Below are 24,934 nucleotides of genomic sequence, written 5' to 3' on the forward strand. Positions count from 1 at the left end.
CTGTGCGAGGTGTGGTTTAGTAGCGGGTCACAAGCGCAATGGGCTGGTCAGCGTTCATAATATCAGCAGGCATAAACACCACATCGCCGCCGTTATGCATGACGTGCTCGATGATATCGCCAACCGCATCATCAGTGACACCTTTTTCGCTGGCATCGTCCGCTGTTTTTAGTGTTTGCGCTTCTTCATCAATCATTGCTGGCTGCATATAGCCACGGCGTACATACAGACGCTCGCCAATACCTTGATAGGCAGCACGGTAAACTTCTTGTAAATCTGTACGTAGCATGTCTGCGCCGCGCGCCTTGTCAATCTCGCCGAGCGCTTCTTGATGCAGTGAGCTGCGGTAATCTTCAATTGCTGTTTGTACGCCATCAATAATGTGCTGGGCGCCGCCTTCTTCAAGCTGCGTGACGTTTGAAACGGTCGCGATGATATTGTCAGGACGGTCGCACACTTCTTTGTAATAACCAATATTTTTGGTATCACCAATTACTACGATAGGCAGTTTGTACTCGCCCCACAACTCTTGGACACTTTTATCCACTTGGTTAAAGTATTCTTTTAGATAGCTGCTTTCGTTACCTGATGAGCGATCAGAACTGCCGTCACTGGTCATATATGGGTTGTTGTTCTCAATCGGAAAAGGAATGTTTTCCATATGGTTCTGTCTGTCAGAATCTTTTTCAAATTCAGCGACCACGCGGTCATTTGCCGCTTCAATCAAACGCGCTTTGTGCTGTGTTAATACCACGGCGTAATAATGCACTGCACTTGCCATATCGCGGACAAGGTCGCGGGTGGCAAAGCGATTTGAGATGACCACACGTTCTTTGGTATCAAATGGCATACGAATAATTTGCACATCGTCGCTGCTTGCGAAAATCGCTAGGGTGTCTAGATTATAATTATGATTCAGCTCATTGGTTTTAGCATAAATATTATCGAGAATGGTGGTTGCCGTTTGCTTGTCGTACTCTTTTGTCAGACGCTCCTCGACCACTTTGAGCTGGTTTTTTAGCGCGATGGGATCGGCTTCATTAGCAGGGTGGTTGCGATGCGTTTTAACAAATACACTGACGGCAGGGTTGGCTTTGGTTTCACGTAAACTTTTGAGCGTTGCTTTCATAATTATTTTCCTTAATTTTCACTATTGTTGTTTTAAAAGTGCGCTGTCTTAATCAAGCCTAAACAGCGCCTTCGGTACAAAGGCTATTAATATTAAGATATAAAAAGTATCTCGATACAGTCGTCGTTGTTCCTATCCGTTGTGCATCCGTGGTGCTACTGCTGTCCTTATTAATTTGTCTATCCTTATGATGCTAGCAACTTCATATCACAGGCTATATGGTGACTTTGCAAGCAAATGGTGACGCTTTGTAAGCAAGTTTTTGATCTTATCTACGTGGTCTTAATCGCATTTTTTTATATCACATATAAGTTGTGGTCAGCTTATATGCTTACAGGCATGGCGTATTTCTAACTTGTATTTTCATGCGCGAACACCCATGATGAATACAGTGCGCGCATTTAGCGCTGATAGGTTTACTACCATTATTCTTTTATTTTTATAACGACATGGGATGTGTTTATGACCCTTGCTTCTGAGTTACACCTTGTTGATTTTGCTGCCACCACACCTACTGCGCTAAGTGAGCAGGTCACGGCAGCATTGACCGAAGCGCAGACCTTTTTGGATGCGCTAAGCGCTGCACCTGCCGATACTGAGGCGGCGCTTGCGGATATCGTTGATTTTGAACACGTCAATTTGGCACTCGATAGAAGCTGGGGCTTGGTATCACATCTTAATAGCGTGATGAGTGACCAGGACATTCGTACGGCGCATCATGCACTGTTGCCAGAGGTCGCAGCCTACGGCACGCGTGTCGGTCAGCATCAGCCGTTATTTGCGCGTTACCAAACAGTGGTCAATGACCGCGACTTTTTTAATGCCCTGCCGACTGACCGCGCCCGCGCCATCACCCTTGCGATGCAGAGCTTTGAGCTGTCAGGCGTAGCATTGCCAAAAGATAAGCAAGCGAAGTTTGCCGATATTCAAAGCAAACTTGCCGCCTTATCTGCCAAATTCTCGGACAATATCTTGGATGCCACCCAAGCTTATGCCCTGCCCTTAACAGAAGACAGGCTGGCAGGCATGACCGAGAGCGGACGCGCACTGCTTGCCGAAGCGGGCGAGCAGCACAAAGCAAAGCTGCGCGAATCAGGCGAGATGAGCGATGCGGACATGGACGCACTACCCACGCCATACTATGTAGCGACGCTGAATATCCCCAGCTATCTGGCAGTGATGACTTATGCCGATGACCGCGACCTGCGTCAAGCGCTGTACCATGCGTACGTGACCCGCGCTTCAGAATTTGATACGCATACCAATGACAAAGGCGAGTCATTAAACAACGCCGATAGCATGCAAGAAATTTTAGCCTTGCGTGAACAAAAGGCGCAGCTGCTCGGTTTTGACAATTATGCCGAGCTGTCCCTATCGACCAAGATGGCAGAGCGTGTGGATGAGGTCAGCGACTTTTTGACTTCGCTTGCAAATGAGGCGACCCCCGCCGCCAAAAAAGACTTGGCGCAAATCAGTCAATGTGCGGCAGAGCACGGCGTCACCGATTTGCAGCCGTGGGACAGCGCGTACTTTGCCGAAAAGGTCAAGCAGCAAGCCTTTAGCCTATCGCAAGAAGAAATCCGCCCGTATTTTCCTGTCACTAAAGTGATTGATGGTTTGTTTGCCATCGTTCAGCGCTTGTACGGCATTCGCGTGATTGACGCGACCGACAACGCCTCGGTATGGCATCCTGACGTGCGTTTTTATCAGCTGCTAGATGTCGATGATACGCTGGTCGGCGGCTTTTATTTTGACTTGTTTGCGCGCAGTGGCAAGCGCGGCGGCGCGTGGATGAATGGCTTTCAGTCGCGCTATCACAACCAAGCGGCGGACTACACGCAGCTGCCTGTCTGCTTTATGGTCGGCAACTTCACCCCTGCTATCGATGACAAGCCCAGTCTATTGACACATGATGAGGTATTGACCTTGTTCCATGAGTTTGGGCACGGTCTGCATCACTTATTGACCCAAGTCACCGTCGGCGATGTCGCGGGCGTCAATGGCGTTGAGTGGGACGCGGTCGAGCTGCCCAGCCAGTTTATGGAAAACTGGGCATGGCACGCAGACGGCATCGCGCTGATCAGCGGTCATATCGATACAGGCGAGCCGCTGCCTACCGATAAATTAGACGCGCTGCTTGCTGCCAAAAACTTCCAAAGCGGTATGCAGACTTTGCGCCAAATTGAGTTTGCCCTCTTTGATATGCGCATTCATGCGGCGAGCCCTGCGCCTGATTACACAGGTATTTTAGCGACGCTACAAGGCGTGCGTGATGAGATTGCCATCATGGATACCCCAAGTGACAACCGCTTTGCCAATGGCTTTAGTCATATTTTTGCAGGCGGCTACGCGGCGGGTTATTATTCGTATAAATGGGCAGAGCTGTTGTCCGCCGATGCCTTTAGCCGTTTTGAAGAAGAAGGGATTTTTAATGCGGTAACAGGCAAAGCCTTTCGTGATACTGTGCTGTCAGTCGGTGGTAGCTTGCCTGCTAAGACCAACTTTGAAAACTTCCGTGGACGCAGCGCCACCATTGACGCGCTATTACGTCATAGCGGTTTTGACAGTGCTGAGCCTGACAGCGCACCAACTGCCGAGGTGGTGTAATGCGTTATCAATCGACCCGACCCAAGCGCCAGTTTTTAGCGGGCGTGCGCTGCCCAAAGTGTTCGGCGATGGATGCTGTGGTGCAGGTGCAACTCTTTGAGCCCGAGGCGGACGAGTATATCGAGTGCAGTCAGTGCGGGCACATCGAACGCCGCCCCAAGCCTGAAGACCTTGAGCAAAACAATCTTGCTAAAGACGCCATGCAAACAGGCACGCAAGGCATCGTGCAGTTTAAATCTTAACACCCACGCTGCATGGACACCGCAGCGCGACTCATGGTAAAGGAAAACCGATGGCAGTCTTCAGCCTGACCCGCGCCCCGATTCTAAGCACGCGCGCCCAAGTGCTGGTATTGCCTGTCAATACCGCAGGCATTTTACTTGACCCTATTTTGATGCGTACGCAAACGCTGTATGCGGACAATTACCGTCAATATCGCCGCGCTTGTCTGGAATCATGGCTGACGGTGGGCAGCTGCCTGCTACACAAGCGCCAGCGCGAGTACGCAGGATTGGGCGCGAGCAGCAATGGGAACCAGCCGCAATATATCGCCAATCTGACCATCGCCCACCATCCGTATCACAACCCAAAAACAGTGTGGCTAAACGCGGCGCTGATGGATTTAAAGCAGCAACTAACCAAGCTGATTCGTTATGAGGGTGTCCGGCGCATCGCTGTTTTTGCGCGTCCGTTATTGTCGTTGTGTTCTGACAACCACTTTGATACTGCTGATGCCATAAAAGATGGTTATAGCGAAATAGATAGTAAGGCACTAAATGTGTCTGATGCGGCTGTATTAGCACTATTTGATGAGTTAAAAGACGTACCGCGTTTGCGCATTGATATACACCTGCCGCGTTTACCGACGCTATCTGCCTAATTGGTGAAGACGGTTTTTATAACTATTTTTTATAATTAGCTTTTATTTTTCACACAAAAAAAAGCCGCGCAATCTAATGCGCGGCTTTTTTATTGCAAAGGTAGTGCAGCAAATTACGCTTGCTCAATACCTTTCATAGTCAATTTGATACGACCGCGGTTGTCCACGTCTTGTACCAATACTTTCACGGTTTGACCTTCTTTTAGGTAGTCAGACACGTTTTCAACGCGCTCTTCAGCGATTTGTGAGATGTGTACCAGACCATCTGTGTTTGGCAACAAGGTAACAAACGCACCAAAGTCAACAATACGCGCTACCGTACCTTCGTACGTTTTGCCCACTTCAACTTCAGCGGTTAAGGCTTCGATTTGCTGGATAGCGGCTTTGGTCGCGGCTTTGTTTTCACCAAAGATACGAATCGTGCCTGCGTCATCGATGTCGATAACCGCGCCAGTGTCTTCGGTTAATTGACGGATGGTCGCGCCGCCTTTACCAATCACGTCACGGATTTTTTCAGGATTGATTTCAACCACCGCGTAGTTCGGGGCGTGCGCGTTGATTTCAGTACGGCTTGCTGGCAATACTTCATTCATCGCGTTTAGGATGTGGATACGACCTGCATGCGCTTGTTTGAGCGCCTGCTCCATGATGTCAGGCGTGATGCCTTCGATTTTGATGTCCATCTGGAGTGCGGTGATACCGTCTTTTGAACCCGCGACTTTAAAGTCCATGTCGCCTAGGTGATCTTCGTCACCCAAGATGTCTGACAAGACGGCAAAGCGCTCGCCTTCTTTAACCAGACCCATAGCAATACCTGCTACTGGTGCTTTTAAAGGCACACCTGCGTCCATCAACGCAAGGCTCGCACCACAGACTGACGCCATTGACGATGAGCCGTTTGATTCGGTGATTTCTGATACCACACGGATGACGTATGGGAAGCGCTCGCTGTCTGGTAGCATCGCTTGTACACCACGGCGTGCTAGGCGACCATGACCGATTTCACGACGCTTTGGCGCGCCTTCACGACCCGTCTCACCTACTGAGAAGTGTGGGAAGTTGTAATGCAGCATGAAATGGTCACGAATCGTGCCTGCCAAGGAATCAATCATGTTCACATCACGGCTGTTGCCTAGCGTGGTGGTAACCAGTGCCTGCGTCTCGCCGCGCGTGAATAGCGCAGAGCCATGCGTGTATGGCAATACGCCAACCTGTACGTCTAGCGCACGTACGGTCTCTAGGTCGCGACCGTCAATACGTGGCTTACCTGATAGGATATTGTCACGCACGGTGCGGTATTTTTGTTCTTCATAGATGTCTTTGAGCTCAGACACTTTGTCACTGTAGTCGTCCGCTTCAGCATCACCTGCTAGGCTCTCAATGATGGCTTGCTTAATCTCATCAAGGGCCGCGTAACGCTCTTGCTTTTCAGTGATGGTGTAGGCTTCAGCGATTTTGTCGCCGAACTGCGCTTTTACCGCAGACTCTAGCTCAGCATTGGCAGCAGGCGCGGTGAATTCTTGCTTTTGTGTGCCCACTTCTTCAGCAAGGGCAACGATGTTGTCGATGACGATTTGTTGCTGCTCGTGACCGTACAAGACTGCGCCTAACATTTGGTCTTCTGACAGCTCTGCCGCTTCTGATTCAACCATCAATACTGCTGATTTGGTGCCCGCAACCACAAGGTCAAGGTCACTGGTTTCCAATTGCTCAAGCGTTGGGTTGAGTACGTATTCGCCATCGATAAAGCCAACGCGCGCGCCAGCGATAGGACCGTTAAAAGGCGCATCTGAGATTGCCAATGCCGCTGATGCACCAATCATCGCAGCGATGTCTGCGTGCTGGGTCTTGTCTGATGACACGACGGTTGCGGTGATTTGGATTTCGTTGACGTAACCTTCTGGGAACAGCGGACGGATAGGACGGTCAATCAGACGTGAGGTTAGGGTTTCAAACTCGCTTGCACGACCTTCACGCTTACCGTAGCCACCTGGAATTTTACCCGCAGCGTACATTTTTTCTTGATAGTTGACGGTCAATGGAAAGAAGTTTTGACCTTCTTTAGCGTCTGCCTTGACCACGGCCGCGACCAATACCGATACGCCGCCCATGTGTACCATCACTGAGTTGGCTTGACGCGCAACACGACCAGTCTCTAGTACAACTTGTTGATTACCATATTGAAATTCACGCTTAATGGTGTTGAACATGGTTGATGTTGTCATATAAATTTCCTAATGTTGAATGACGAAACGGGTATCTGTAATCCATCGCTACTGATACCTGTCGTAAAAAATATGGGGGCAGTGTGCGATACGACGTATTAAATCATGACCTTGCCTATCTTTGACGCGCCGTACATGATGACTTTGGCACGCGGCTATCAAGCGGTCATGGTGCGTTATTTTTTCGCGTATCTTTGCTGTGCATGTCCCTTTTGCCCTGTCCATCATCTGTATCGCTGACAGAGGCTGATGGGCAAATGACAGACAATTTATCCTTACTCAATCACTGCCGATAACCTTTGAGTAAGTCTTACCACAGTGCCATCCATCATAAACGCACTTTGTTATTACGGACAGCTTTTACTTATAAAGCGGGTTCACTGTAATTCAACGCAGACAGCACCCACGATCAGCGCACCCTTATTGTGCGTATTCACGCATAATAACGCGGCGCTAAGGTGTCGCTGTCAAATATACAATATCTTTGCCCTACTTATCATCCCTGCTCACTAACAAACGGATTGATGCATAAAGTCTCGATACCAAACGCACCTCATTTTACAGAGATTTGTTCGCCTTGACCAATGGATAACGTATACGGCTACCGAATCACTACCAATAAACAGAGCATAAAACTGTAAGCATAAAAAAAACGGCGTGAAATCATTCCACACCGTTTTTATTGTTGATGACTTTATTGATACTCACCAATCACTTGCTGTATTACCAATTGTGCATCAACCGTATTTAATAGCTCAGCCACCTCGCGGTCGCTATCTAGCTATTAACGACGTAGACCCAACTGGCTGATTACTGTGGTGTAACGACCTAGGTCTTTACCTTTTAGGTAGTCAAGCAGTTTACGGCGCTGGTTAACCATACGGATTAGACCGCGGCGGCTGTGGTGATCCGCTTTGTGCGCTTTAAAGTGGTCTTGCAAATCGTTGATGCGTGCGCTTAGTAGTGCGATTTGAACTTCAGGAGAACCTGTGTCGTTTTCGTCGCGCTGATATTGAGCAATGATTTGTTGACGGTCAGTATTGGTTAGCATATTTCTCTCCGGCAATGCTAAGGTCACACTCGCCTATCATAAAGGAAAAGTATGACAATAAAAAAAGTACACCATTCGGGAAAACCCTGCATCACTAGAGTGTTCCTAGTGGTATACACGTGTTCGAATAACTGGGGCGTATTATAACAAAAAAGCGCCTTACTGACAGCATATTTTGTCAATAGAATTCATAGTTTCGTGACACTGGGTGTCTACTCGGTTAGTTCTGCTGTCAGCAGCATTGCACCTATCGCACAAATGGATTCACTATAGAGCCGACTACTGAGGTTTGTGCTCAGCATCAGTATCTTTGACCGTACCGCCCAATGCATCATCATCCAACAGAGCGGTGGTCATTTCCGCTTCACTCTTTGGTGTGACATCTTCGCTAGGATTGATGTCTTGAGCCAGCGCGTCAATCTTGCGCTCTTCGGCATCCATATTTTGTTTGTCTATACTCATTGCGCACTCCTTGGCTTTAAATAATGACTTATGATTGATTTAAAAATAAAAAACGCAGTATTAAAGTCAGCAATCGCTTTCTCTAACACTGCATCGTTGAGTAATTACTGCGCATACTGCCAATAATCAGTCTTTGGTATTTTCAACATTGTTGGCAATGTTATCAGCGGCAGTTTCGGTATCTTTATTGTAGTTGCCTTCTGCTTGGTTTTTTAATGAGGCAACCTCTGAGTCTGATTTTTGTTGTTCAAATTCAGTATTGTTTGGATTAGGCTGTGTCATAATAATATCCTTTTAGCGAGTTATATCATTAATTTTATTTTTTATAGATTTAATCAATGCTTTTTATTCAGCTAAGGCTTTGTCAATCGCATCAACAAAATTGCTGATATCATCAGGATTACGTGAAGTAATCAAATTGCCATCAACTTGCACGGTCTTGTCTACAAAGGTTGCGCCTGCGTTCTCTAGATCCAGCTGTAGGGTTTCATAAGCAGTTAACGTTTTGCCTTTAGCAATACCTGCATTGATAAGTGCCCAAGGTGCATGACAAATCGCTGCTAAGACCTTACCTGAGTCGTTAATTGCGTTGATAATCTTGTGCGCGTCTTTGTTACCACGAATGGTATCGGCGTTAACGGTACCGCCTGGCAGTATGAGCGCATCATAATCGTCGGGATTGGCTTCTTTAACGAAGATATCTGCGGTGAAGGTATCGCCTTTATCAACATCTTGCTTCATTGCTTGGACTTCTTTGTCATCATTGGTGGTGATAAGCAGCGTATTGTACCCTTTTGCTTTTAGTTGGTTATTAACCTCTTCATATTCTGCTTGCTCAAAGTTGCTGTGCAGTAAAAAAGCGATGGTCTTCATAAACACTCCTATGCGGTTATTTTTGCGTGAGTTATATTTTGGCACTTTTGATATATTTATCTATACAGTCATCAATTTTTTATATTTTATATTTTATATTTTATATTTCTTATCATTTGTAATTATTCATTTTATTATTATTTTAACTTCTAAATCTTTTTATTTATCTTTATCCTATTATTATAAATTTTTTGTAGCTCTCTAATATTTTTTATTTTTATAGTTCAGTTTACTGTTATTATTTTCAAATATTGTTCTTCTTGTTTTTATATATAGCCTTCCTCGCCAACGCTTATTAATATATAAAAAAAACAGGCTCCGCCGTAGGCGAAACCTGCAATGAAATGTATCGGTATGTGATTAATGTAATGTGATGGTAAGTTGTACGCCGCTTTGGTTAGCGCTGTATCAGTTTTTTGGGTTGCAAACGCCCTGATGCGCCGATGGTGCCCAAACCAATAAAGGTTTTTGCGTTATTCATCAGCTTGATGTCCATCGTTGGTTCGCTGTCATTGCCACTATCCTCGTTATTATCGTTAATCCCCATTTGCGCAGACAGCTCAGTCTTAAGTGCATCATCCATTTGAGCATAAACATTCAAGCGTTGTCCCTGCTGAAGCCTTGCGCACTGCTCGTCGCTGAGTGTCAACTGTCTGTCCATCTCAATACAGGCATCGAGCGGCAACAGGCGCGCAAAACGCGCATCCAAGGTTGTGGCCTCTAGGTCTGCTATCGAAATCGCATCGTCAATGACAAATGCACCCACTTGCGTGCGTCGTAGCGCTGTCAGATGACCAAGTGTGCCGAGCGCTTGCGCGATGTCTTCGCCAAGTACGCGGATATAGGTGCCCTTGCTACACGTCACATGCAGTTGTAGAAGGTCATCAGCCTGCTGGGTAATCGTCAACGCTTTGATATGAATATCACGCGCAGGGCGCTCAATCTCGATACCTTCGCGGGCATACTCATAGAGCTTTTTGCCGTCTTTTTTAAGTGCCGAGTACATTGGCGGTACTTGCTGCTTTGCGCCTAAAAACTGCTCGGTGACGGCTTGGAGCATGTCATCGTTAATGTCAGGTACAGCCTTGGTGGCAATGATTTGCCCATCGGCATCGCCTGTATCACTTTGCGCGCCCAGTTGCACGGTGGCAATGTAGGCTTTGTCCGCGTCCAGCTGATAGTGGCTAAACTTGGTCGCCTCACCCAAGCAAACGGGCAGCAGTCCCGTTGCCATCGGGTCGAGCGTGCCTGTATGCCCTGCCTTTTTGCTATTGTGCATCGGCGACTTAAACAGGTATTTGACCTTTGACACCACTTGCTGTGAGGTCATGCCCATAGGCTTGTCTATCAATAAGACGCCTGACACTTTTTGTTTTTCCGTAGCTGCTGTACTGACACTCATAACGCGCTACTCTTCTGCTTCGTTTTGCTCAGTTTTGGTGACGGCTTTATTGATCAAGTCCATCATATAGTTGCCACGTGCAGTAACTTCGTCATAGTGAAAGCGCAGACGCGGCGTGGTGCGGGTTTTTAGGCTATGGCTCAGCTCGGTACGCAAAAAGCCCGCGGCCTTATTCAATACTTCAAGGCTCTGCTCATGGCTGGTTTTGGTCATGGCATCATTAAGCTCAGGCTCCATGATGGTGACGTACACATCGGCGTAGCCAAGATCAGGACTGACTTTAACGCTAGAGATGGTGACAAAACCTGTCAAACGCGGGTCGTTGACTTCATCACGAATAAGTACGGCAAGCTCACGCTGGATTTGGTCAGCAAGACGCTGTAAACGTTGATTCATAAAAAATCCTATTTATACAAATTATTGTTGATTTAGGTGTGCTGTGGCAGTAATGCCGACAACTATATTCATTATAGGCACGATTGAATGCGTTAACAGAAGTCACTCTGCTGTGCCTTTGTGTTAAATCGTACAAAAAAGGTCTAGCAGGAAACCCTGTTAGACCTTTTGATGTGTCATAACGCGCTATTAGATAGTACGTTCGACTTCTTGAATCTCAAAGACTTCAATCTTATCGCCTGCTTCGACATCGTAGCCTTTAACCGCAAGACCACATTCCATGCCAGTACGCACTTCGTTAACATCGTCTTTGTAACGGCGTAGTGACTGTAACTGACCTGTGAAGATAACTTTGTCTTCTCGCAGTACACGGATGGGTTTATTGCGATAAATAGTACCTTCAACCACCATACAACCTGCCGCCGCACCGAACTTACTTGAGCGGAATACTTCGCGAACTTCAGCCACGCCCAAGATTTTCTCGCGATGTTCAGGCGCTAGCATACCACTCATAGCCGCTTTGACATCGTCAATCAAACCATAAATAACGCTGTAGTAACGGATATCGATACCCGCGCTGTCTGCCTTACGACGTGCAGCACTATCAGCACGAACGTTAAAGCCTAGTAGAACCGCTTCGCTTGATTCGGCAAGCGTCACGTCTGACTCAGAGATAGGACCCACGCCTGAGCTGATCACACGAACTTTAACTTCGTCTGTTGACAACTCTTCGAGCGCAGCAAGCAAGGCTTCGAGTGAACCACGAACGTCGGTCTTTAGGATAATGTTTAAGACAGACACATCGCCTTGACCCATCTGCTCAAACATACTCTCAAGACGCATCTTGTTCTGACGCTCAAGTTGACGCTCACGCTCACGGTTGGTTCTAAAGTCGGCAACTTCACGGGCTTTTTTCTCGTCGGTCACGACTAAGAATTCGCTACCCGCTGCTGGCGTTTCTGGTAAGCCCAAAATCTCTACAGGAATTGATGGACCCGCAGATTTGATACGCTGACCGTTTTCATCGTTCATCGCACGGACTTTGCCATAGTGCTCACCTGCCAAGACGAGATCGCCTTGTTTTAGCGTGCCTTTTTTGACCAGTACACTCACCACAGCGCCGCGGCCTTTTTCTAGCTTCGACTCGATGACCACACCTTGCGCTGCGCCATCTAGTGGGGCTTCTAGCTCCATAAGCTCGGCTTGTAAACTAATATACTCAAGTAAGTCATCAATACCTTCGCCTGTTTTGGCTGAGATACGTGCCATGGGGGTATCGCCACCCCAGTCTTCTGAGACGACTTCTTTGGTGGTCAATTCGTTCAAGACGCGATCAGGATCCGCACCTGGCTTGTCCATTTTGTTGATAGCAACAATCAGCGGCGTACCTGCAGCGCGTGCATGGTCAATCGCTTCTTCAGTTTGCGGCATCATGCCGTCATCAGCTGCCACGACCAAGACCACAATATCAGTCGCCTGAGCACCACGTGAACGCATCGCACTAAAGGCAGCGTGACCTGGGGTGTCTAGGAATGTGATAACACCGCGGTCCGTCTCAACATGGTAAGCACCAATATGCTGAGTAATACCGCCTGCTTCGCCGTTTGCCACTTTGGTTTCACGGATTTTATCAAGCAGTGAGGTCTTACCATGGTCAACGTGACCCATGATGGTAACAACGGGTGGGCGGGCTTGCACGTTACTGCTGCGCTCATCGACCGCATCATGCAGATCGGTTTCAACCTTGTTGTCGCTGATAAGCACTGGGTTGTGACCCATTTCTTCGACGATTAGGCTGGCTGTGGTCTGATCAATGGTATCTGACTCACGCGCAATCTCACCCATTTTCATAAGCAGCTTGATGACTTCGCGAGCTTTTACCGCCATACGCTGCGCCAAATCTGAAACAACGATTTGTTCGCTAATTTCAACGTCATAGACGATTTTTTCGACTGGTTTTTCAAACTTGTGCTGCTGCGCTTGGCTTGAACGCAAACCGTGCTTACGGTTTTTGATTTCGCGCTCTTCTTGGTTTTTACGGCGACGACCACGTGGAGTAGTGCTGTTTGCACCGCGCTTGATTTCGCGGCGTTCTTTTTCGAACGACTCTTCTAGCGCTTCTCCAACCAGACCTTCAGCAAGTGGCTCATCTTTACGTACTTCTGTAGTGGGCTCACGCTCGCTATATTTACCTGCCATTTTACGCATTTGCTCAAGCGTGCGTTTTTGCGCTTCTTCAGCTTGGCTACGGCGAGTTTCTGCTTCGATTTGACGTAGACGCTCTTCTTCTTTCTCACGCGCCTCACGTTCTTTACGCTCAGCTGCCGTTTCTACTTTTGGCTTAGTAACGACTGCTTTTTTCTTTTCTTTGTCTTTTGGCGCTTTACCTTTAACTTCTACAACCGCTTTGCTGCCTTTTTTGACAACGACTGATGAGGTTGAACCTGCGCTTTTTTCACTGCTGTCATCTGCGCTTTTACTTGAACCCAAACTTGCACGCATAGCAGCCAAAGTTGCTGCTTGGCGCTCTTCAGATTTTTTCTTCGCTTCAGCACGCTCTTTGGCTTCTTTTTCAGCACGTTTTTGTTCTTCGATTTTGGCTTGTTCACGTGCCGCCATCTCTTGTGCCAACTGTTCTGGATTCGGTTTTTCGAATACTTTTTTCTTACGTACTTCGACATTGACACTCTTCGATTTGCCCGAAGAGCCAGTCACGCGGGCGGTACTGGTGGTCTTAGATTTTAGGCTAATACGGCGCTTTTCTTGCTGACCATGACTTTGTTTTAAATACGCCACCAATTTTTCTTGCTCAAGTTCGGTGACTGAGTCATCCTCCCCACGAGCAGGCAGTCCAGCATCCACCAACTGCTGTCGTACAGCGGTCGGAGTTTTGCCTACCATTTCTGCCAGTTCTTTGACGGTCTTATCTGCCATTGATTATCACCTACTGTCTATTGTTTGCTATATTTCAATTCAATTGTTGGCTACAAATGATTGCGTTTGGGTTGTCTTGGCATGGTTAACTGATAATTACGCACGCCTGCCAAGACAAGCACGTTTGCTGCATAGCATACCACCAAAAGACAGTGATATGCCCTCAACGCCTATTCATTGAACCACGATTCCCGTGCTTTCATAATCAGCTTGCCTGCCGTTTGGGCATCCAAACCTTCGATGTCTTCTAAATCAAATACCGCTTGCTCAGCCAAGTCATCAAGAGTAATGATGTCTTTTTGTGCAAGCTTATACGCCCAGCTGGTCGTCATGCCATCAAGGGCAAGCAGCTCTTCGCTCGGCTCTTTCATGTTTTGTTGCTTCATCAGCTCATCAGAGATGACCACTTCTTTGGCGCGCTCTTGAATCATGTCGATGGCTTCATCGTCCAAACCTTCGATGTCATAAAAGGTTTCAACAGGAACATAAGCCACTTCTTCGATACTGGTAAAGCCAATATCAACCAAGGCTTGTGCGAGGTCTTGATCCACTTCTAGACGCTCGTAGAACAAGTTGACGTATGCTTTGGTTTCGTTTTCTTGACGCTGCTGATACTCTTCTTCGAGCATCATATTTAGCTTGTAGCCTGTCAACTCTGACGCCAAACGTACGTTTTGGCCTTGTGAGCCAATCGCACGCGCCAACTGATCATTGGTGCTAAAGATGATGTCCGCAGTTTGCGTATCTTCATCAAGAATAATGCTGCTCACATCAGCAGGCTCAAGCGCGCTGATGATGTACTGTGCGGGATCATCTGACCACACCACGACATCAATACGCTCACCGTCCAGCTCTTGTTGTACGGCTTGAATACGTGTGCCACGCATACCAATACACGCACCGACGGGATCGATACGATGGTCATTGGTCTTAACTGAGATTTTAGCGCGCGTACCTGGCAAGCGAGCCACGTTACGAATCTCGATGATTTGCTCAGCAATCTCAGGCACTTCTTTTTGCATCAGCGCTGACAGCATTTCAGGGTGCGTGCGTGATAGTAGTAATTGCGCGCCGCGGTTTTCACGATTCACATGATACAAGATCGCATTGATGCGTGATTTTACGCGCAGCTGCTCACGAGGCAGCATTTGGTCACGTGACAGATAGCCTTCAGCGTTATCACCCAAATCAATGATATAGCCATCACGGGTTTGCTTTTTCACTTCACCAAACATCATCTCGCCAACACGTGGCTCAAACGCATCAGCGACAAGCGCGCGCTCTGCTTCACGGATTTTTTGGATAATGACTTGCTTGGCTTGGGTGGCGGCAATACGACCAAATTCAATCGATTCAATTTGCTCTTCTTTAATATCACCGATAGACCATTCATCTTGGTCAAGGTCAGTAATGGCAAGCTGACACGCAGGCATCTCGTGGTCTTCATCCGCCACCACAGTCCAATAACGATAGGTATCGTAATCGCCCGTAGCACGGTCAATAGACACGCGAATCGCCACTTCTGGCTGCTCGGTATATACTTTTTTCTTAGTCGATACCACCAAAGCGTCTTCAATGGCTTCAAAGATATCTTCAGGATTTAAGCCTTTTTCATTACTGACGGTCTCTACAACCGTTAAAATCTCGCGACTCATGGTATACCTGTCCTATACTGACTTTACTGTTATCATGGGTATATAAGTTATTTAAACAAGCATTCGCTTGGCGCACTTATGATACGCTATTTAACGCTGATTGCTATAGCTTACTGATCTTCGTACACCAAATTGGCTTTATCGATGTTGCTTAGGGCAACTTCAAATTGTTCGCCGTCATTGGTAGTAAGTAATAGACTGTCATCTTTCATCGCATCAAGCTTACCTGTCACTTTGCGGCGCTTATCGCTGCCTTGACCAATGGCTTGAATCAAACGCAGGCTGACACTTTGACCAATGTAGTCAAGCAACTGCTCACTGACAAAAAATGCACGGTCAAAACCAGGTGACGACACTTCAAGCACATACTCCCCAGCAATCGGGTCGTGTACTTCTAAAATACCACTGACCTGATGGGTCACGGCCGTACAGTCTTCAATAGTAACCTGTTTGCCATCGGCTTTGTCTTCAGGCAGTGCTTCGATATAAATGCGTAGCAGTGAGCGGCGACCTTGCGGTACGAATTCTACGCCCCACAATGCCACATCACAAGCCGCTACAGCAGGCTCAATAATGCTGGTCAATTCAGTGACTTTGGTCGAAAGTTTCATGATATCTGTTTAATTTCCTATAGATGATGCCAACCGCTCGCGAATAACACTATCGTTTACGGTCATTATTCATGTTTTGTTGTCTATGCTTTTTTGTTTACTGTGCTTTTTCACGATTTCACTCTCTGTAAGCCGTATCGCTTTTTTAGTAGCATATCCTTTAGCGGCACATCAGCAAGCTGACAGGCAGCACAAAGCCACTGCTCACTATCGGCGTAATACATAAGAACAAATGAAAACAGTCGCCGAAAAGCGCAAAATGGGTTTGGTTCATGCAGATAGCATGACTAACGGATGTTAGCGCACTCTAATGGCATAGAGCTTAACATAAGTAGAATAGATACCGTGACAGCACCGACAATCAGATACAAAAAAACCCACAAACATAATGGTGGGTTAATAGCTACTGATGACATGTCGTACATTAATCAGTATAAAAAGTGGTAGCGGGGGCTGGATTTGAACCAACGACCTTCGGGTTATGAGCCCGACGAGCTACCAGACTGCTCCACCCCGCATCAATTTAGAATGCACATTATAGTTAAGGATAATCATTCTGTCAAACTTTATTTTAAATAAATTTAAATATCGTATTGATTATCTTCACTTCGCGCTGTGCCGCGCTGGTTATCAACCATCTCATACAGATATTTATTGGTGCGATTGGGGGGACTTGAACCCCCACAGCTTGCGCCACTACCCCCTCAAGATAGCGTGTCTACCAATTCCACCACAATCGCAAAATATCTCTATGTTCATTATCTACCGATATGTCTATAAAACCATCAGCACGCGATAATGAAGCAGGCATTGTAAAGTGAATTTTTGGAAATTGCAAGTACGTTATTCAGGGCTTTGGGTGAGCGGACGCGGCGTTTCAGGTGCCGAGACTGGCACGTCTAAACGAAACTGGTCTTCTGCTTGATTGCGCGCATGTACCGCAAGCGCCATACTGGTGATAAAGAAGATGGCGGTCAATACGCCCGTTGCGCGAGTCAAAAAATTAGCACTACCTGCAGCACCAAATACGGTGGCCGAAGAGCCTGCACCAAAAGAAGCGCCTGCATCTGCGCCTTTGCCATGCTGTATCAAAATCAAACCAATCATGCCAATCGCCACAATAATGTGTAAGGCCAATATGAATGTAAACATGGTCACCTCTTTTGTCGCCCGACGACGACAAGTAACAAAGATAAAGACGGCGTTTCGTACCTCTGCTCCTCTATAAATCTTAAGCAAAGCACAGAAAACGGCGCCGTATAACACATAAAATTAATGTCAAATGCGAGGCATTGTACACGATTACCGTCGCGCTGTTAAATCAGCGGACGCTTTTGCCTGCTTTTTTTGTATCAAAAACTGTCCTATTAACAGTCAATAAAAATAGACAGGCAGTCCCTATAAAGGTATAAAAAGGTTTATTTATTCCCTTTAGTTGCCGCAAACGCTTCAGCGATTGCCAAAAAGCTGGCGGCTTTTAATGACGCACCGCCAACCAGCGCGCCATCAACCACGTCACTTGCGGCAAAGTCAGGCGCATTATCGGCATTGACGCTGCCGCCGTAAAGCACTGCGGTGCTGCCAAGAGCATGATGATAGCTTGCTAGTGTTTGTTTAATGTGCGCATGCGTATCGCTGACTTCAACTACCGTTGGCACTTTTCCTGTTCCAATCGCCCATACAGGCTCGTAGGCAACGATCAGCTTTTCGGACAAGACAGTTGTGTCATCGAGATTTTGAGTGACTTCAGCGATGACCTTTAGCTGCGTATCCAGCACATCTAGCGTTTCTTTGGCATCATATTGCTGCTGGCTTTCACCAATACAAAAAATGACCCCAAGACCTTGATGTAAGGCATGGTTCATTTTTTGCACAAGCGTATCATGATCTTCGTGATGATACTGACGGCGCTCTGAATGACCCAAAATCGTCCAGTGTGCACCCGTGTCCTGTACTTGCGCAGCAGACACATCGCCTGTGTACGCGCCTGTACTGGCACTGTGGGCACTGACATCTTGAGCACCGCATAAAATGTCTGTCTCGTTTAATTGCGCGGCGACCGCAGCAAGATGTATAAAACTTGGTGCTACCATTAGCTGGCAGCTTGGCGCAAGACTTGCAGACATTGCCTCTTGCAACTCATCAATCAATGTATTGACCGCGTGCTGCGTTGCTGGATTTTGTTTCCAATTGCCAATGACCCAAGACTGCATGCTGTATCTACCTTGTTTGCGCTATTGATATAAAGAAGTTAACGATGCGGCTGGTCTGTTTGATAGCCGCAAGCGGCGCCAGTATAGCAAATATTTGCCGTCTACTAAATATATACGAAAAATAGCGCGGTCATGCCATAATACATTGCAAATCATTTATTTATCACGAAAACTATAACGACTGTAAATACTTAGCCGCGACATCGAGACATCAGTGTTTTTAACACGCAACAACATTATTCATGCCACGGTTGATACAATGACAGCGCTGTCGCTTATAATCGGCAGTACAGGTACATGCGTGTACGACTAAAGCACATATCAAGGAGGCAGATACATGGCAACCGTATCAGGAACGCTTGGAGGATTGGCACAGCAATTCGTTGCTGCAGGTATTGTAAGCGACGAGGCCATGAAGGCGGCACAACACGAAGCGCAGCAACAAAAAATCAGCGTGGTGTCGTATTTGGTCGATAATAAAATGGCCAATGCTCAAGCCATTGCAGTACTGCTGTCTGAATCTTTTGGCGACCCCTTGTTTGACTTGAGCACCATTGATAAAAACATTATTCCCAAAGACTTGGTTGATGAAAAAATCATACGCAAGTTTAACGCTCTACCTATTTTTAAGCGCGGCCAGCGTTTGTTCGTGGCACTTAGCGATCCCACACGCGTTGACGCGATTGATGCCATTGCCTTTAATTCGCGTCTGTCGATTGAGACCGTACTGGTCGAAGAAGACAAACTCAAACGCTGTATTGACGAATCTTTTTCCGACGGCGTACAGAGCTTTGCGAATTTTAGCGACAGTGATTTTGATGGCAGTTTGGACGAAGTCAATGAGGGTGCGACAGCAGAAACCACGTTAACAGACAGTGTAGATGAAGCACCCGTGGTGAAATTTGTCAATAAGATGCTGATTGACGCCATTCGTATGGGCGCGTCTGATTTACATTTTGAACCTTATGAAAAATCCTATCGGGTACGCTTTCGCGTTGATGGGGTCATGCAAAAAATGGCCAGCCCACCTGTGCAGTTGGCAGGAAAAATCGCTGCGCGTTTAAAAGTCATGTCACAGATGGACATCTCTGAGCGCCGCATACCGCAAGATGGCCGCATTAAACTTAAAATCTCTAAAAGTAAAGCCATCGACTTTCGTGTCAACTCGTTGCCAACTTTATTTGGTGAAAAGATTGTTTTGCGTATCCTCGACCCCTCATCGGCCATGCTTGGTATCGATGCGCTCGGTTATGAGCCTGACCAAAAGGCACTGTTCTTAGAAGCGCTGAACAAACCACAAGGCATGCTGCTTATCACAGGGCCTACAGGCTCAGGTAAAACCGTATCCTTATATACGGGGATTAATATTTTGAACACAGGCGCGACCAACATCTCGACCGCCGAAGATCCTGTAGAGATTAACTTAGAGGGTATCAATCAAGTCAATGTCAACGCAAAAGTAGGTCTGACCTTTGCCAGTGCTCTAAAATCCTTTTTGCGCCAAGATCCTGATATCGTCATGGTCGGTGAGATTCGTGATTTAGAAACTGCAGAAATCGCCATCAAAGCGGCACAAACAGGACACATGGTACTCTCCACCTTGCACACCAACTCCGCGCCTGAGACCTTGACCCGTTTGCGTAATATGGGCGTCGCCTCTTTTAACATTGCCACCTCGGTCAACTTGGTTATCGCTCAGCGTTTGGCACGGCGTCTGTGCTCAAATTGTAAAAAACCTGTTAATTTGCCGCGTCCCAGTCTGCTTGAGCTTGGTTTTACTGATGACGACTTGGACGATGCTGGTAATATCATTTATGAGCCTGTTGGCTGTGGTGAGTGCCGCGAAGGGTACAAAGGTCGTGTGGGTATTTATGAAGTCATGAAAGTCACGCCTGACATCTCACGCATTATTATGGAGGATGGCAACGCCATTGACATTAAAGATGCGGCGGTTGCTGGTGGTTTTCGTGATTTACGTCGTTCAGGAATCATGAAAGTCTTGCAAGGCGTGACCAGTATTCAAGAAATGATGCGCGTCACTTCTGAATAAAACATGTAGCCGCACAGACATGCAAATGGGCGCTGATAAGCGTAGCGAGTCAAGATGCAATGCGCTATGATAAACAGACAATCAACAAAAATACAGCAATGTTGTGACACTCATCTGCGTGCCCAATTTTGCGTATACCAGCCAAACCGTATTGGGGTAACACATGGCAAAAGCGAAGGTAAAAACCGACATGCTGCTGGACTTTGTCTATGATGGTGTCAATAGACGCGGGCAAAAGGTTAAAGGCGAGACGACCAGCCGTAATATGGAGCTGGCCAAAGCCACGTTACGTAAGCAAGGTATCACAGTTAAGAGCATCAAGAAAAAACCCAAAGCCTTGTTCAATATGAAAAAGGGCATCAAGCCCGTTGATATCGCTATTTTTTCACGTCAGTTGGCCACCATGATGAAAGCAGGTGTGCCACTGACGCAATCGTTTGAGATTGTTGCTGACTCTCTAGACAATCCGAGCATGAAAGATTTGGTATTGGCCATCAAAACCGATGTTGAAGCAGGCGGTACCTTTGCCTCTGCCCTGCGCAAGCATCCGCGTTATTTTGATGATTTATTTTGCTCGCTTGTGGCATCAGGGGAGCAGTCAGGGGCACTTGAGACCATGCTTGAGCGGGTCGCGACCTATAAAGAAAAAAGCGAACTGCTCAAAGCCAAAATCAAAAAAGCATTGAAATACCCAATCGCAGTTATTATCGTCGCCATTATTGTTACCATTATTCTATTGGTAAAAGTCGTGCCTGTATTTGCCGATTTGTTTGCCTCTTTTGGCGCAGAATTGCCAGCGTTTACGCAGATGGTGGTCGGTATGTCCGAATGGATGCAGTCGTGGTGGTTTATCTTAATTGTCTTTATCGGTGGTGCAGTGATTGCCTTTTCAGAAGGTAGAAAACGCAGTAAAAAGTTCCGTGACTTATTAGACCGCGCTACCTTAAAAGCGCCTATTTTTGGCAAAATCGCCTATCAAGCGGTTATTGCTCGTTTTGCGCGTACCTTATCTACCACGTTTGCAGCAGGTGTGCCCTTGATTGATGCACTGGACTCCACCGCTGGGGCAACCAACAATGTGGTGTTTTATAACGCCACGCAGCAAATCAAAAATGACGTAGCCACTGGTCAACAACTCCAGTTTTCTATGCGCAGTACCAATCTGTTCCCCAGTATGGCGATTCAGATGGTCGGTATCGGTGAAGAAGCAGGTAGTCTAGAAGAGATGCTCGATAAAGTCGCCGTATATTACGAGAACGAAGTGGATAATGCTGTGGATGGTTTGACCAGTCTCATGGAGCCGATGATTATGGCGATTCTTGGGGTTTTGGTCGGTGGTTTGGTGATTGCTATGTACTTGCCTATTTTCCAAATGGGTTCGGTTGTCGGCTAAATAAAATAGGTTGGTCATGTCGTTTTTTACGTTATTACAAGACAATATGAATCTTGCTTTGGTGCTGTTTGCGCTGCTTGGTCTGTGTGTGGGTAGTTTTTTAAATGTGGTCATTCACCGTATGCCGCTGATGATGCACCACGCTTGGCGCCAAGAGTCGAGTCAATTTTTGGCAGCGCAGCCAGACATGCCCAGTCTGCACACGGCGCCTTTGGTCAATATTGCGACCAACGATACACCCATTACATTAAGTACGCCTGCTTCTCGCTGTCCCCATTGCGACCATCGTATTCGCTGGTACGAAAATATTCCGCTTATCAGCTGGCTCTTTTTACGCGGTCGCTGTTCTGATTGTAAGCATCGCATCAGTATCCGCTATCCGTTTGTTGAGCTGGTAACGGCTTTGCTGTCGGCGCTCGTGATTTATCATTTTGGTGTGACGGCGACAGGGCTGTCTGCGCTGGTTTTGGTATGGGTGCTGATTGCGTTAACTGGCATTGATTTTGATACGCAGCTGTTGCCTGACAGATTGACCTTTCCTTTATTGGGATTGGGTCTTGCAGTCAATACGCAAGGCTGGTTTGTGTCACCAACGGCCTCTGTTTGGGGAGCGCTGTTGGGCTTTTTATCACTGTGGGTCGTGGTGTGGCTCTTTTATTTACTCACCAAAAAACACGGTATGGGTCAAGGCGACTTTAAGCTATTAGCAGCACTCGGCGCATGGCTTGGCGCATCCATGCTGCCACTGATTATTTTATTATCATCGCTTCTTGGCGCCATTATCGGTATTGTATTAATGAAGATTGAGGGCGAAAGCCATCCGTTTGCCTTTGGCCCTTATATTGCAATCGCGGGCATTGTAGCGCTGCTTTATGGTAATGATATTGTGACGTGGTATTTGGGTATGTATGCTTAATTTGCAATAATGAGGGGCTGGGCGGGCTGTTATTATTGCTATTTTCCCCGCCCCAACACGTACGCTGTCCTTAGTCTTTATTGTTCTTTTTTATGGGGCGCTTCTTTGTTTTGAGCGCTTTTTATTTTTAATAGTACCAAGCGAATAAGTCAATTTTATGTCATTAACTCAGCAAATTACGTCTTCTTTATCTACAAACAATGACGAGACACCAACGACTATCGTTATTGGTCTGACAGGCGGTATCGGTAGCGGTAAATCGGCAGCGAGCGCGTGGTTTGCCAAACAAGGCATTGAGGTGATTGATGCAGACGTCATTGCGCACGCGGTAGTGGCAAAAGGCAGTCCAACGCTTGCTAAAATACAAAGAAAGCTCGGCGATTGGGTGCTTTTGCCTTCAGGTGAGATGGATCGCCCTGCAGTACGCGCGCATGTGTTTAACCATCCTGACGCCTTGATGACGCTAGAAGCGATTACCCATCCCGCCATTCGTGAGGCGGCAAAGCAGCAGCTGGTCAATAGCCGCTCGCCTTACAGTATCTTGGTTGCGCCGTTACTTATTGAGGCAGCAGAAGCAGGGCTGGCCAATTTATGCCAGCGTATTTTGGTGATTGATGCCCCAGAGGACGCGCAGTTGGCGCGTGCCAGTCTACGCGATGATCAAAGTGTCGCCAAAATCAAAAACATTATGGCCAATCAGTTGGCGCGGAGCGAGCGCAATAAACACGCTGATGATGTGGTGTATAACGAATCAAGCCTTGAGGCATTGTACGCGCAGCTAGAGCCGCTACACGCACAGTATTTAAGTTTGGCGGGCGTTTAGAATAACGCTTAATCAGACTGACGCTGACGGTTGATTTCATAGAGCGCCATGCCTGTGGCAACACTGACATTTAGGCTTTGTAGGTTGCCTTGCGCGTTGCCTGACATGGGAATGTACACCAGCTCATCACAGCATTCCATGGTCAATCGGCGCATGCCTTCGCCTTCAGAGCCCATAACGAGTGCTGTTTTGCCGCGCATATCGACCGCGCTAATAGGCTTGGCATCGGCTTCAAGCGCGGTACCATACACAAACACGCCTGCCTGTTTTAACTGCCCTAAGGTACGCGCTAAATTGGTCACGCTAACAATCGGCATTAATTCTGCTGCACCAACAGAGACTTTGGCAACGGTTGGTGTGAGGCTGGCAGCGTGGTGCTTGGGAATAATTACCGCATCCACACCCATTGCCACAGCCGTGCGCAAACACGCGCCAAAGTTATGCGCGTCTGTGATTTGATCAAGGATCAAAAACAAGCACTGCTCATCATTAATAAGGGTATCCAAGCAGCGCTCATCGGCAAAGCTGAGCGGACGCGCATGCAGTACCACTCCCTGATGCTGCGGACTACCGCACAACTGGCTTAACTTGTCTTTTTGGCTGTATTGGACGCTCGTGCCATGGGCATTCGCAGTTTCGATAATCTGTGCCACATGCGGGTCTTTGTCACGACCTTGCTGCACAAATAAGCTCAGCGCATCCATAGGACGCTGGTTTAATAATGCGTCAATCGCATGGATACCATAAAAATAAATGGGTTTTGCCATAATAAGCCTACCATTAAAAAAACAACTGCCGCACGTGGCGGCAGACTATCAACTGTCGTTATCGGCGATTAGCCTTCTAAATGACAAACGTACTGTACAATCTCTTCGGTACGCAAATTAAAGCCGCTGTCGCCTTCAACCACAAAACCCTGACCTGCACGGTAATAGCTGAAGTCTTCTTCGCCATGTAGCTGCACTTCGCATTCGCCGCTGATGATGTCGATACGCTCTGAGGTATTGGTAATAAATTGGTAATGCTCGACCATGTTGTCGCAAGGCAAAATTACCCCAAGGGTCTTTTGGCGACCGTCTTCGAACATAATGGTATGGCTTGAGCAACGTCCATCATAAGAGATGCTGGCTTGCGCATTGATGGTCACATTCTTATATTGTGCCGCTGACATAGTGGCTTCCTTATCAAATAATTATTGCTAAACTAAAAAATAAGTCACTGCAAGATGCGTATCCTTTTAGCTGTATACCATTCACGGTATAACGCGGCTACGCTCCCTTATCGGTTCACTCTGTTTATGTAGTCAGTCACCAT

The 24,934-nt window shown here is 47.2% G+C and carries 22 protein-coding genes and 2 tRNA genes; 7 read left to right on the forward strand and 17 right to left on the reverse strand.

Translation table 11 applies throughout. The annotated features are described in order from the left end of the window. Nucleotides 1-16: 16 nt before the first annotated feature. Nucleotides 17-1,129: a hypothetical protein gene (locus JIE71_RS10645; protein WP_199508693.1), complete on the reverse strand. Its 1,113-nt coding sequence runs from the start codon at nucleotides 1,127-1,129 to the stop codon at nucleotides 17-19. Nucleotides 1,130-1,591: 462 nt separating this feature from the next. Here JIE71_RS10645 and JIE71_RS10650 point away from each other — a divergent pair, with 462 nt between their 5' ends. The 3 genes from JIE71_RS10650 to JIE71_RS10660 are packed head-to-tail and all read left to right on the forward strand — an operon-like array spanning nucleotide 1,592 to nucleotide 4,616. Further along, nucleotides 1,592-3,736 (forward strand): M3 family metallopeptidase, encoded by a 2,145-nt coding sequence (locus JIE71_RS10650; RefSeq protein WP_199508694.1) that lies wholly within the window; start codon nucleotides 1,592-1,594, stop codon nucleotides 3,734-3,736. Then, a complete protein-coding gene (locus JIE71_RS10655; protein ID WP_199508695.1) occupies nucleotides 3,736-3,978 on the forward strand; it encodes a YheV family putative metal-binding protein in 243 nt (80 codons plus the stop codon). Before JIE71_RS10650 ends, JIE71_RS10655 begins: the two co-directional genes overlap by 1 nt. 50 nt (nucleotides 3,979-4,028) lie before the next feature. Beyond that, nucleotides 4,029-4,616, forward strand: coding sequence for a hypothetical protein (locus JIE71_RS10660; protein WP_199508696.1), 588 nt, complete (start codon nucleotides 4,029-4,031; stop codon nucleotides 4,614-4,616). 113 nt (nucleotides 4,617-4,729) lie between these two features. Here JIE71_RS10660 and pnp read toward each other — a convergent pair whose 3' ends face one another. The 14 genes from pnp to tpiA form a co-directional block, all read right to left on the reverse strand. Next, nucleotides 4,730-6,826, reverse strand: coding sequence for a polyribonucleotide nucleotidyltransferase (pnp, locus tag JIE71_RS10665; protein WP_199508744.1), 2,097 nt, complete (start codon nucleotides 6,824-6,826; stop codon nucleotides 4,730-4,732). Nucleotides 6,827-7,625: 799 nt separating this feature from the next. Further along, a complete protein-coding gene (gene rpsO / locus JIE71_RS10670; protein WP_199508697.1) occupies nucleotides 7,626-7,892 on the reverse strand; it encodes a 30S ribosomal protein S15 in 267 nt (88 codons plus the stop codon). A 279-nt stretch (nucleotides 7,893-8,171) separates the two neighbouring features. Beyond that, nucleotides 8,172-8,354, reverse strand: coding sequence for a hypothetical protein (locus JIE71_RS10675; RefSeq protein ID WP_199508698.1), 183 nt, complete (start codon nucleotides 8,352-8,354; stop codon nucleotides 8,172-8,174). Between the two features lie 126 nt (nucleotides 8,355-8,480). Further along, entirely contained in the window at nucleotides 8,481-8,636 is a 156-nt protein-coding gene (locus JIE71_RS10680) for a hypothetical protein (protein ID WP_199508699.1), read from the reverse strand. 63 nt (nucleotides 8,637-8,699) lie between these two features. Next, nucleotides 8,700-9,227, reverse strand: a complete 528-nt coding sequence (locus JIE71_RS10685) for a type 1 glutamine amidotransferase domain-containing protein (protein WP_199508700.1) — start codon at nucleotides 9,225-9,227, stop codon at nucleotides 8,700-8,702. A 397-nt stretch (nucleotides 9,228-9,624) separates the two neighbouring features. Beyond that, entirely contained in the window at nucleotides 9,625-10,629 is a 1,005-nt protein-coding gene (truB, locus tag JIE71_RS10690; RefSeq protein WP_199508701.1) for a tRNA pseudouridine(55) synthase TruB, read from the reverse strand. 6 nt (nucleotides 10,630-10,635) lie between these two features. Further along, entirely contained in the window at nucleotides 10,636-11,025 is a 390-nt protein-coding gene (locus JIE71_RS10695; protein WP_199508702.1) for a ribosome-binding factor A, read from the reverse strand. Nucleotides 11,026-11,214: 189 nt separating this feature from the next. After that, nucleotides 11,215-13,959, reverse strand: coding sequence for a translation initiation factor IF-2 (infB, locus tag JIE71_RS10700; protein ID WP_199508703.1), 2,745 nt, complete (start codon nucleotides 13,957-13,959; stop codon nucleotides 11,215-11,217). Between the two features lie 170 nt (nucleotides 13,960-14,129). Further along, nucleotides 14,130-15,614, reverse strand: a complete 1,485-nt coding sequence (nusA, locus tag JIE71_RS10705; protein ID WP_199508704.1) for a transcription termination factor NusA — start codon at nucleotides 15,612-15,614, stop codon at nucleotides 14,130-14,132. 110 nt (nucleotides 15,615-15,724) lie between these two features. Next, entirely contained in the window at nucleotides 15,725-16,225 is a 501-nt protein-coding gene (gene rimP / locus JIE71_RS10710; protein WP_199508705.1) for a ribosome maturation factor RimP, read from the reverse strand. Between the two features lie 441 nt (nucleotides 16,226-16,666). After that, a tRNA-Met gene (locus JIE71_RS10715) sits at nucleotides 16,667-16,743 on the reverse strand. Nucleotides 16,744-16,880: 137 nt separating this feature from the next. Then, nucleotides 16,881-16,965, reverse strand: a tRNA-Leu gene (locus JIE71_RS10720). Nucleotides 16,966-17,068: 103 nt separating this feature from the next. Continuing rightward, nucleotides 17,069-17,377, reverse strand: coding sequence for a preprotein translocase subunit SecG (gene secG / locus JIE71_RS10725; protein ID WP_199508706.1), 309 nt, complete (start codon nucleotides 17,375-17,377; stop codon nucleotides 17,069-17,071). A gap of 266 nt (nucleotides 17,378-17,643) precedes the next feature. Next, a complete protein-coding gene (gene tpiA, locus JIE71_RS10730) occupies nucleotides 17,644-18,438 on the reverse strand; it encodes a triose-phosphate isomerase (protein ID WP_199508707.1) in 795 nt (264 codons plus the stop codon). A gap of 337 nt (nucleotides 18,439-18,775) precedes the next feature. Here tpiA and pilB point away from each other — a divergent pair, with 337 nt between their 5' ends. The 4 genes from pilB to coaE all read left to right on the forward strand — a co-directional run bounded on the left by pilB (nucleotide 18,776) and on the right by coaE (nucleotide 23,620). Further along, nucleotides 18,776-20,488, forward strand: coding sequence for a type IV-A pilus assembly ATPase PilB (gene pilB / locus JIE71_RS10735; RefSeq protein ID WP_199508708.1), 1,713 nt, complete (start codon nucleotides 18,776-18,778; stop codon nucleotides 20,486-20,488). A 163-nt stretch (nucleotides 20,489-20,651) separates the two neighbouring features. Then, the gene (locus JIE71_RS10740; protein WP_199508709.1) at nucleotides 20,652-21,881 is read left to right on the forward strand and encodes a type II secretion system F family protein; all 1,230 of its coding nucleotides are present in this window, start codon (nucleotides 20,652-20,654) and stop codon (nucleotides 21,879-21,881) included. A 16-nt stretch (nucleotides 21,882-21,897) separates the two neighbouring features. After that, nucleotides 21,898-22,797, forward strand: a complete 900-nt coding sequence (locus JIE71_RS10745) for a prepilin peptidase (protein WP_199508710.1) — start codon at nucleotides 21,898-21,900, stop codon at nucleotides 22,795-22,797. Between the two features lie 157 nt (nucleotides 22,798-22,954). Continuing rightward, the gene (coaE, locus tag JIE71_RS10750; RefSeq protein ID WP_199508711.1) at nucleotides 22,955-23,620 is read left to right on the forward strand and encodes a dephospho-CoA kinase; all 666 of its coding nucleotides are present in this window, start codon (nucleotides 22,955-22,957) and stop codon (nucleotides 23,618-23,620) included. 8 nt (nucleotides 23,621-23,628) lie between these two features. On the opposite strand, the gene rlmB is transcribed toward coaE, so the two are convergent. Further along, a complete protein-coding gene (rlmB, locus tag JIE71_RS10755) occupies nucleotides 23,629-24,387 on the reverse strand; it encodes a 23S rRNA (guanosine(2251)-2'-O)-methyltransferase RlmB (protein WP_199508712.1) in 759 nt (252 codons plus the stop codon). A 68-nt stretch (nucleotides 24,388-24,455) separates the two neighbouring features. Beyond that, nucleotides 24,456-24,791, reverse strand: a complete 336-nt coding sequence (locus tag JIE71_RS10760; protein WP_199508713.1) for a pyrimidine/purine nucleoside phosphorylase — start codon at nucleotides 24,789-24,791, stop codon at nucleotides 24,456-24,458. Nucleotides 24,792-24,934: the final 143 nt, after the last annotated feature.

The organism is Psychrobacter sp. bablab_jr014 (assembly GCF_016464015.1).
Classification (GTDB): domain Bacteria; phylum Pseudomonadota; class Gammaproteobacteria; order Pseudomonadales; family Moraxellaceae; genus Psychrobacter.

Excerpts from the sequence above, each read along its gene's own strand:
- JIE71_RS10660 (WP_199508696.1), top strand. The coding sequence starts at position 4,029 with ATGGCAGTCTTCAGCCTGACCCGCGCCCCGATTCTAAGCACGCGCGCC.
- infB (WP_199508703.1), bottom strand. The coding sequence starts at position 13,959 with ATGGCAGATAAGACCGTCAAAGAACTGGCAGAAATGGTAGGCAAAACT.
- JIE71_RS10650 (WP_199508694.1), top strand. The coding sequence starts at position 1,592 with ATGACCCTTGCTTCTGAGTTACACCTTGTTGATTTTGCTGCCACCACA.
- JIE71_RS10680 (WP_199508699.1), bottom strand. The coding sequence starts at position 8,636 with ATGACACAGCCTAATCCAAACAATACTGAATTTGAACAACAAAAATCA.
- JIE71_RS10645 (WP_199508693.1), bottom strand. The coding sequence starts at position 1,129 with ATGAAAGCAACGCTCAAAAGTTTACGTGAAACCAAAGCCAACCCTGCC.
- pnp (WP_199508744.1), bottom strand. The coding sequence starts at position 6,826 with ATGTTCAACACCATTAAGCGTGAATTTCAATATGGTAATCAACAAGTT.
- nusA (WP_199508704.1), bottom strand. The coding sequence starts at position 15,614 with ATGAGTCGCGAGATTTTAACGGTTGTAGAGACCGTCAGTAATGAAAAA.
- secG (WP_199508706.1), bottom strand. The coding sequence starts at position 17,377 with ATGTTTACATTCATATTGGCCTTACACATTATTGTGGCGATTGGCATG.
- JIE71_RS10685 (WP_199508700.1), bottom strand. The coding sequence starts at position 9,227 with ATGAAGACCATCGCTTTTTTACTGCACAGCAACTTTGAGCAAGCAGAA.
- pilB (WP_199508708.1), top strand. The coding sequence starts at position 18,776 with ATGGCAACCGTATCAGGAACGCTTGGAGGATTGGCACAGCAATTCGTT.
- rlmB (WP_199508712.1), bottom strand. The coding sequence starts at position 24,387 with ATGGCAAAACCCATTTATTTTTATGGTATCCATGCGATTGACGCATTA.
- JIE71_RS10675 (WP_199508698.1), bottom strand. The coding sequence starts at position 8,354 with ATGAGTATAGACAAACAAAATATGGATGCCGAAGAGCGCAAGATTGAC.
- JIE71_RS10745 (WP_199508710.1), top strand. The coding sequence starts at position 21,898 with ATGTCGTTTTTTACGTTATTACAAGACAATATGAATCTTGCTTTGGTG.
- JIE71_RS10760 (WP_199508713.1), bottom strand. The coding sequence starts at position 24,791 with ATGTCAGCGGCACAATATAAGAATGTGACCATCAATGCGCAAGCCAGC.
- rpsO (WP_199508697.1), bottom strand. The coding sequence starts at position 7,892 with ATGCTAACCAATACTGACCGTCAACAAATCATTGCTCAATATCAGCGC.
- tpiA (WP_199508707.1), bottom strand. The coding sequence starts at position 18,438 with ATGCAGTCTTGGGTCATTGGCAATTGGAAACAAAATCCAGCAACGCAG.
- coaE (WP_199508711.1), top strand. The coding sequence starts at position 22,955 with ATGTCATTAACTCAGCAAATTACGTCTTCTTTATCTACAAACAATGAC.
- rimP (WP_199508705.1), bottom strand. The coding sequence starts at position 16,225 with ATGAAACTTTCGACCAAAGTCACTGAATTGACCAGCATTATTGAGCCT.
- JIE71_RS10740 (WP_199508709.1), top strand. The coding sequence starts at position 20,652 with ATGGCAAAAGCGAAGGTAAAAACCGACATGCTGCTGGACTTTGTCTAT.
- truB (WP_199508701.1), bottom strand. The coding sequence starts at position 10,629 with ATGAGTGTCAGTACAGCAGCTACGGAAAAACAAAAAGTGTCAGGCGTC.
- JIE71_RS10655 (WP_199508695.1), top strand. The coding sequence starts at position 3,736 with ATGCGTTATCAATCGACCCGACCCAAGCGCCAGTTTTTAGCGGGCGTG.
- JIE71_RS10695 (WP_199508702.1), bottom strand. The coding sequence starts at position 11,025 with ATGAATCAACGTTTACAGCGTCTTGCTGACCAAATCCAGCGTGAGCTT.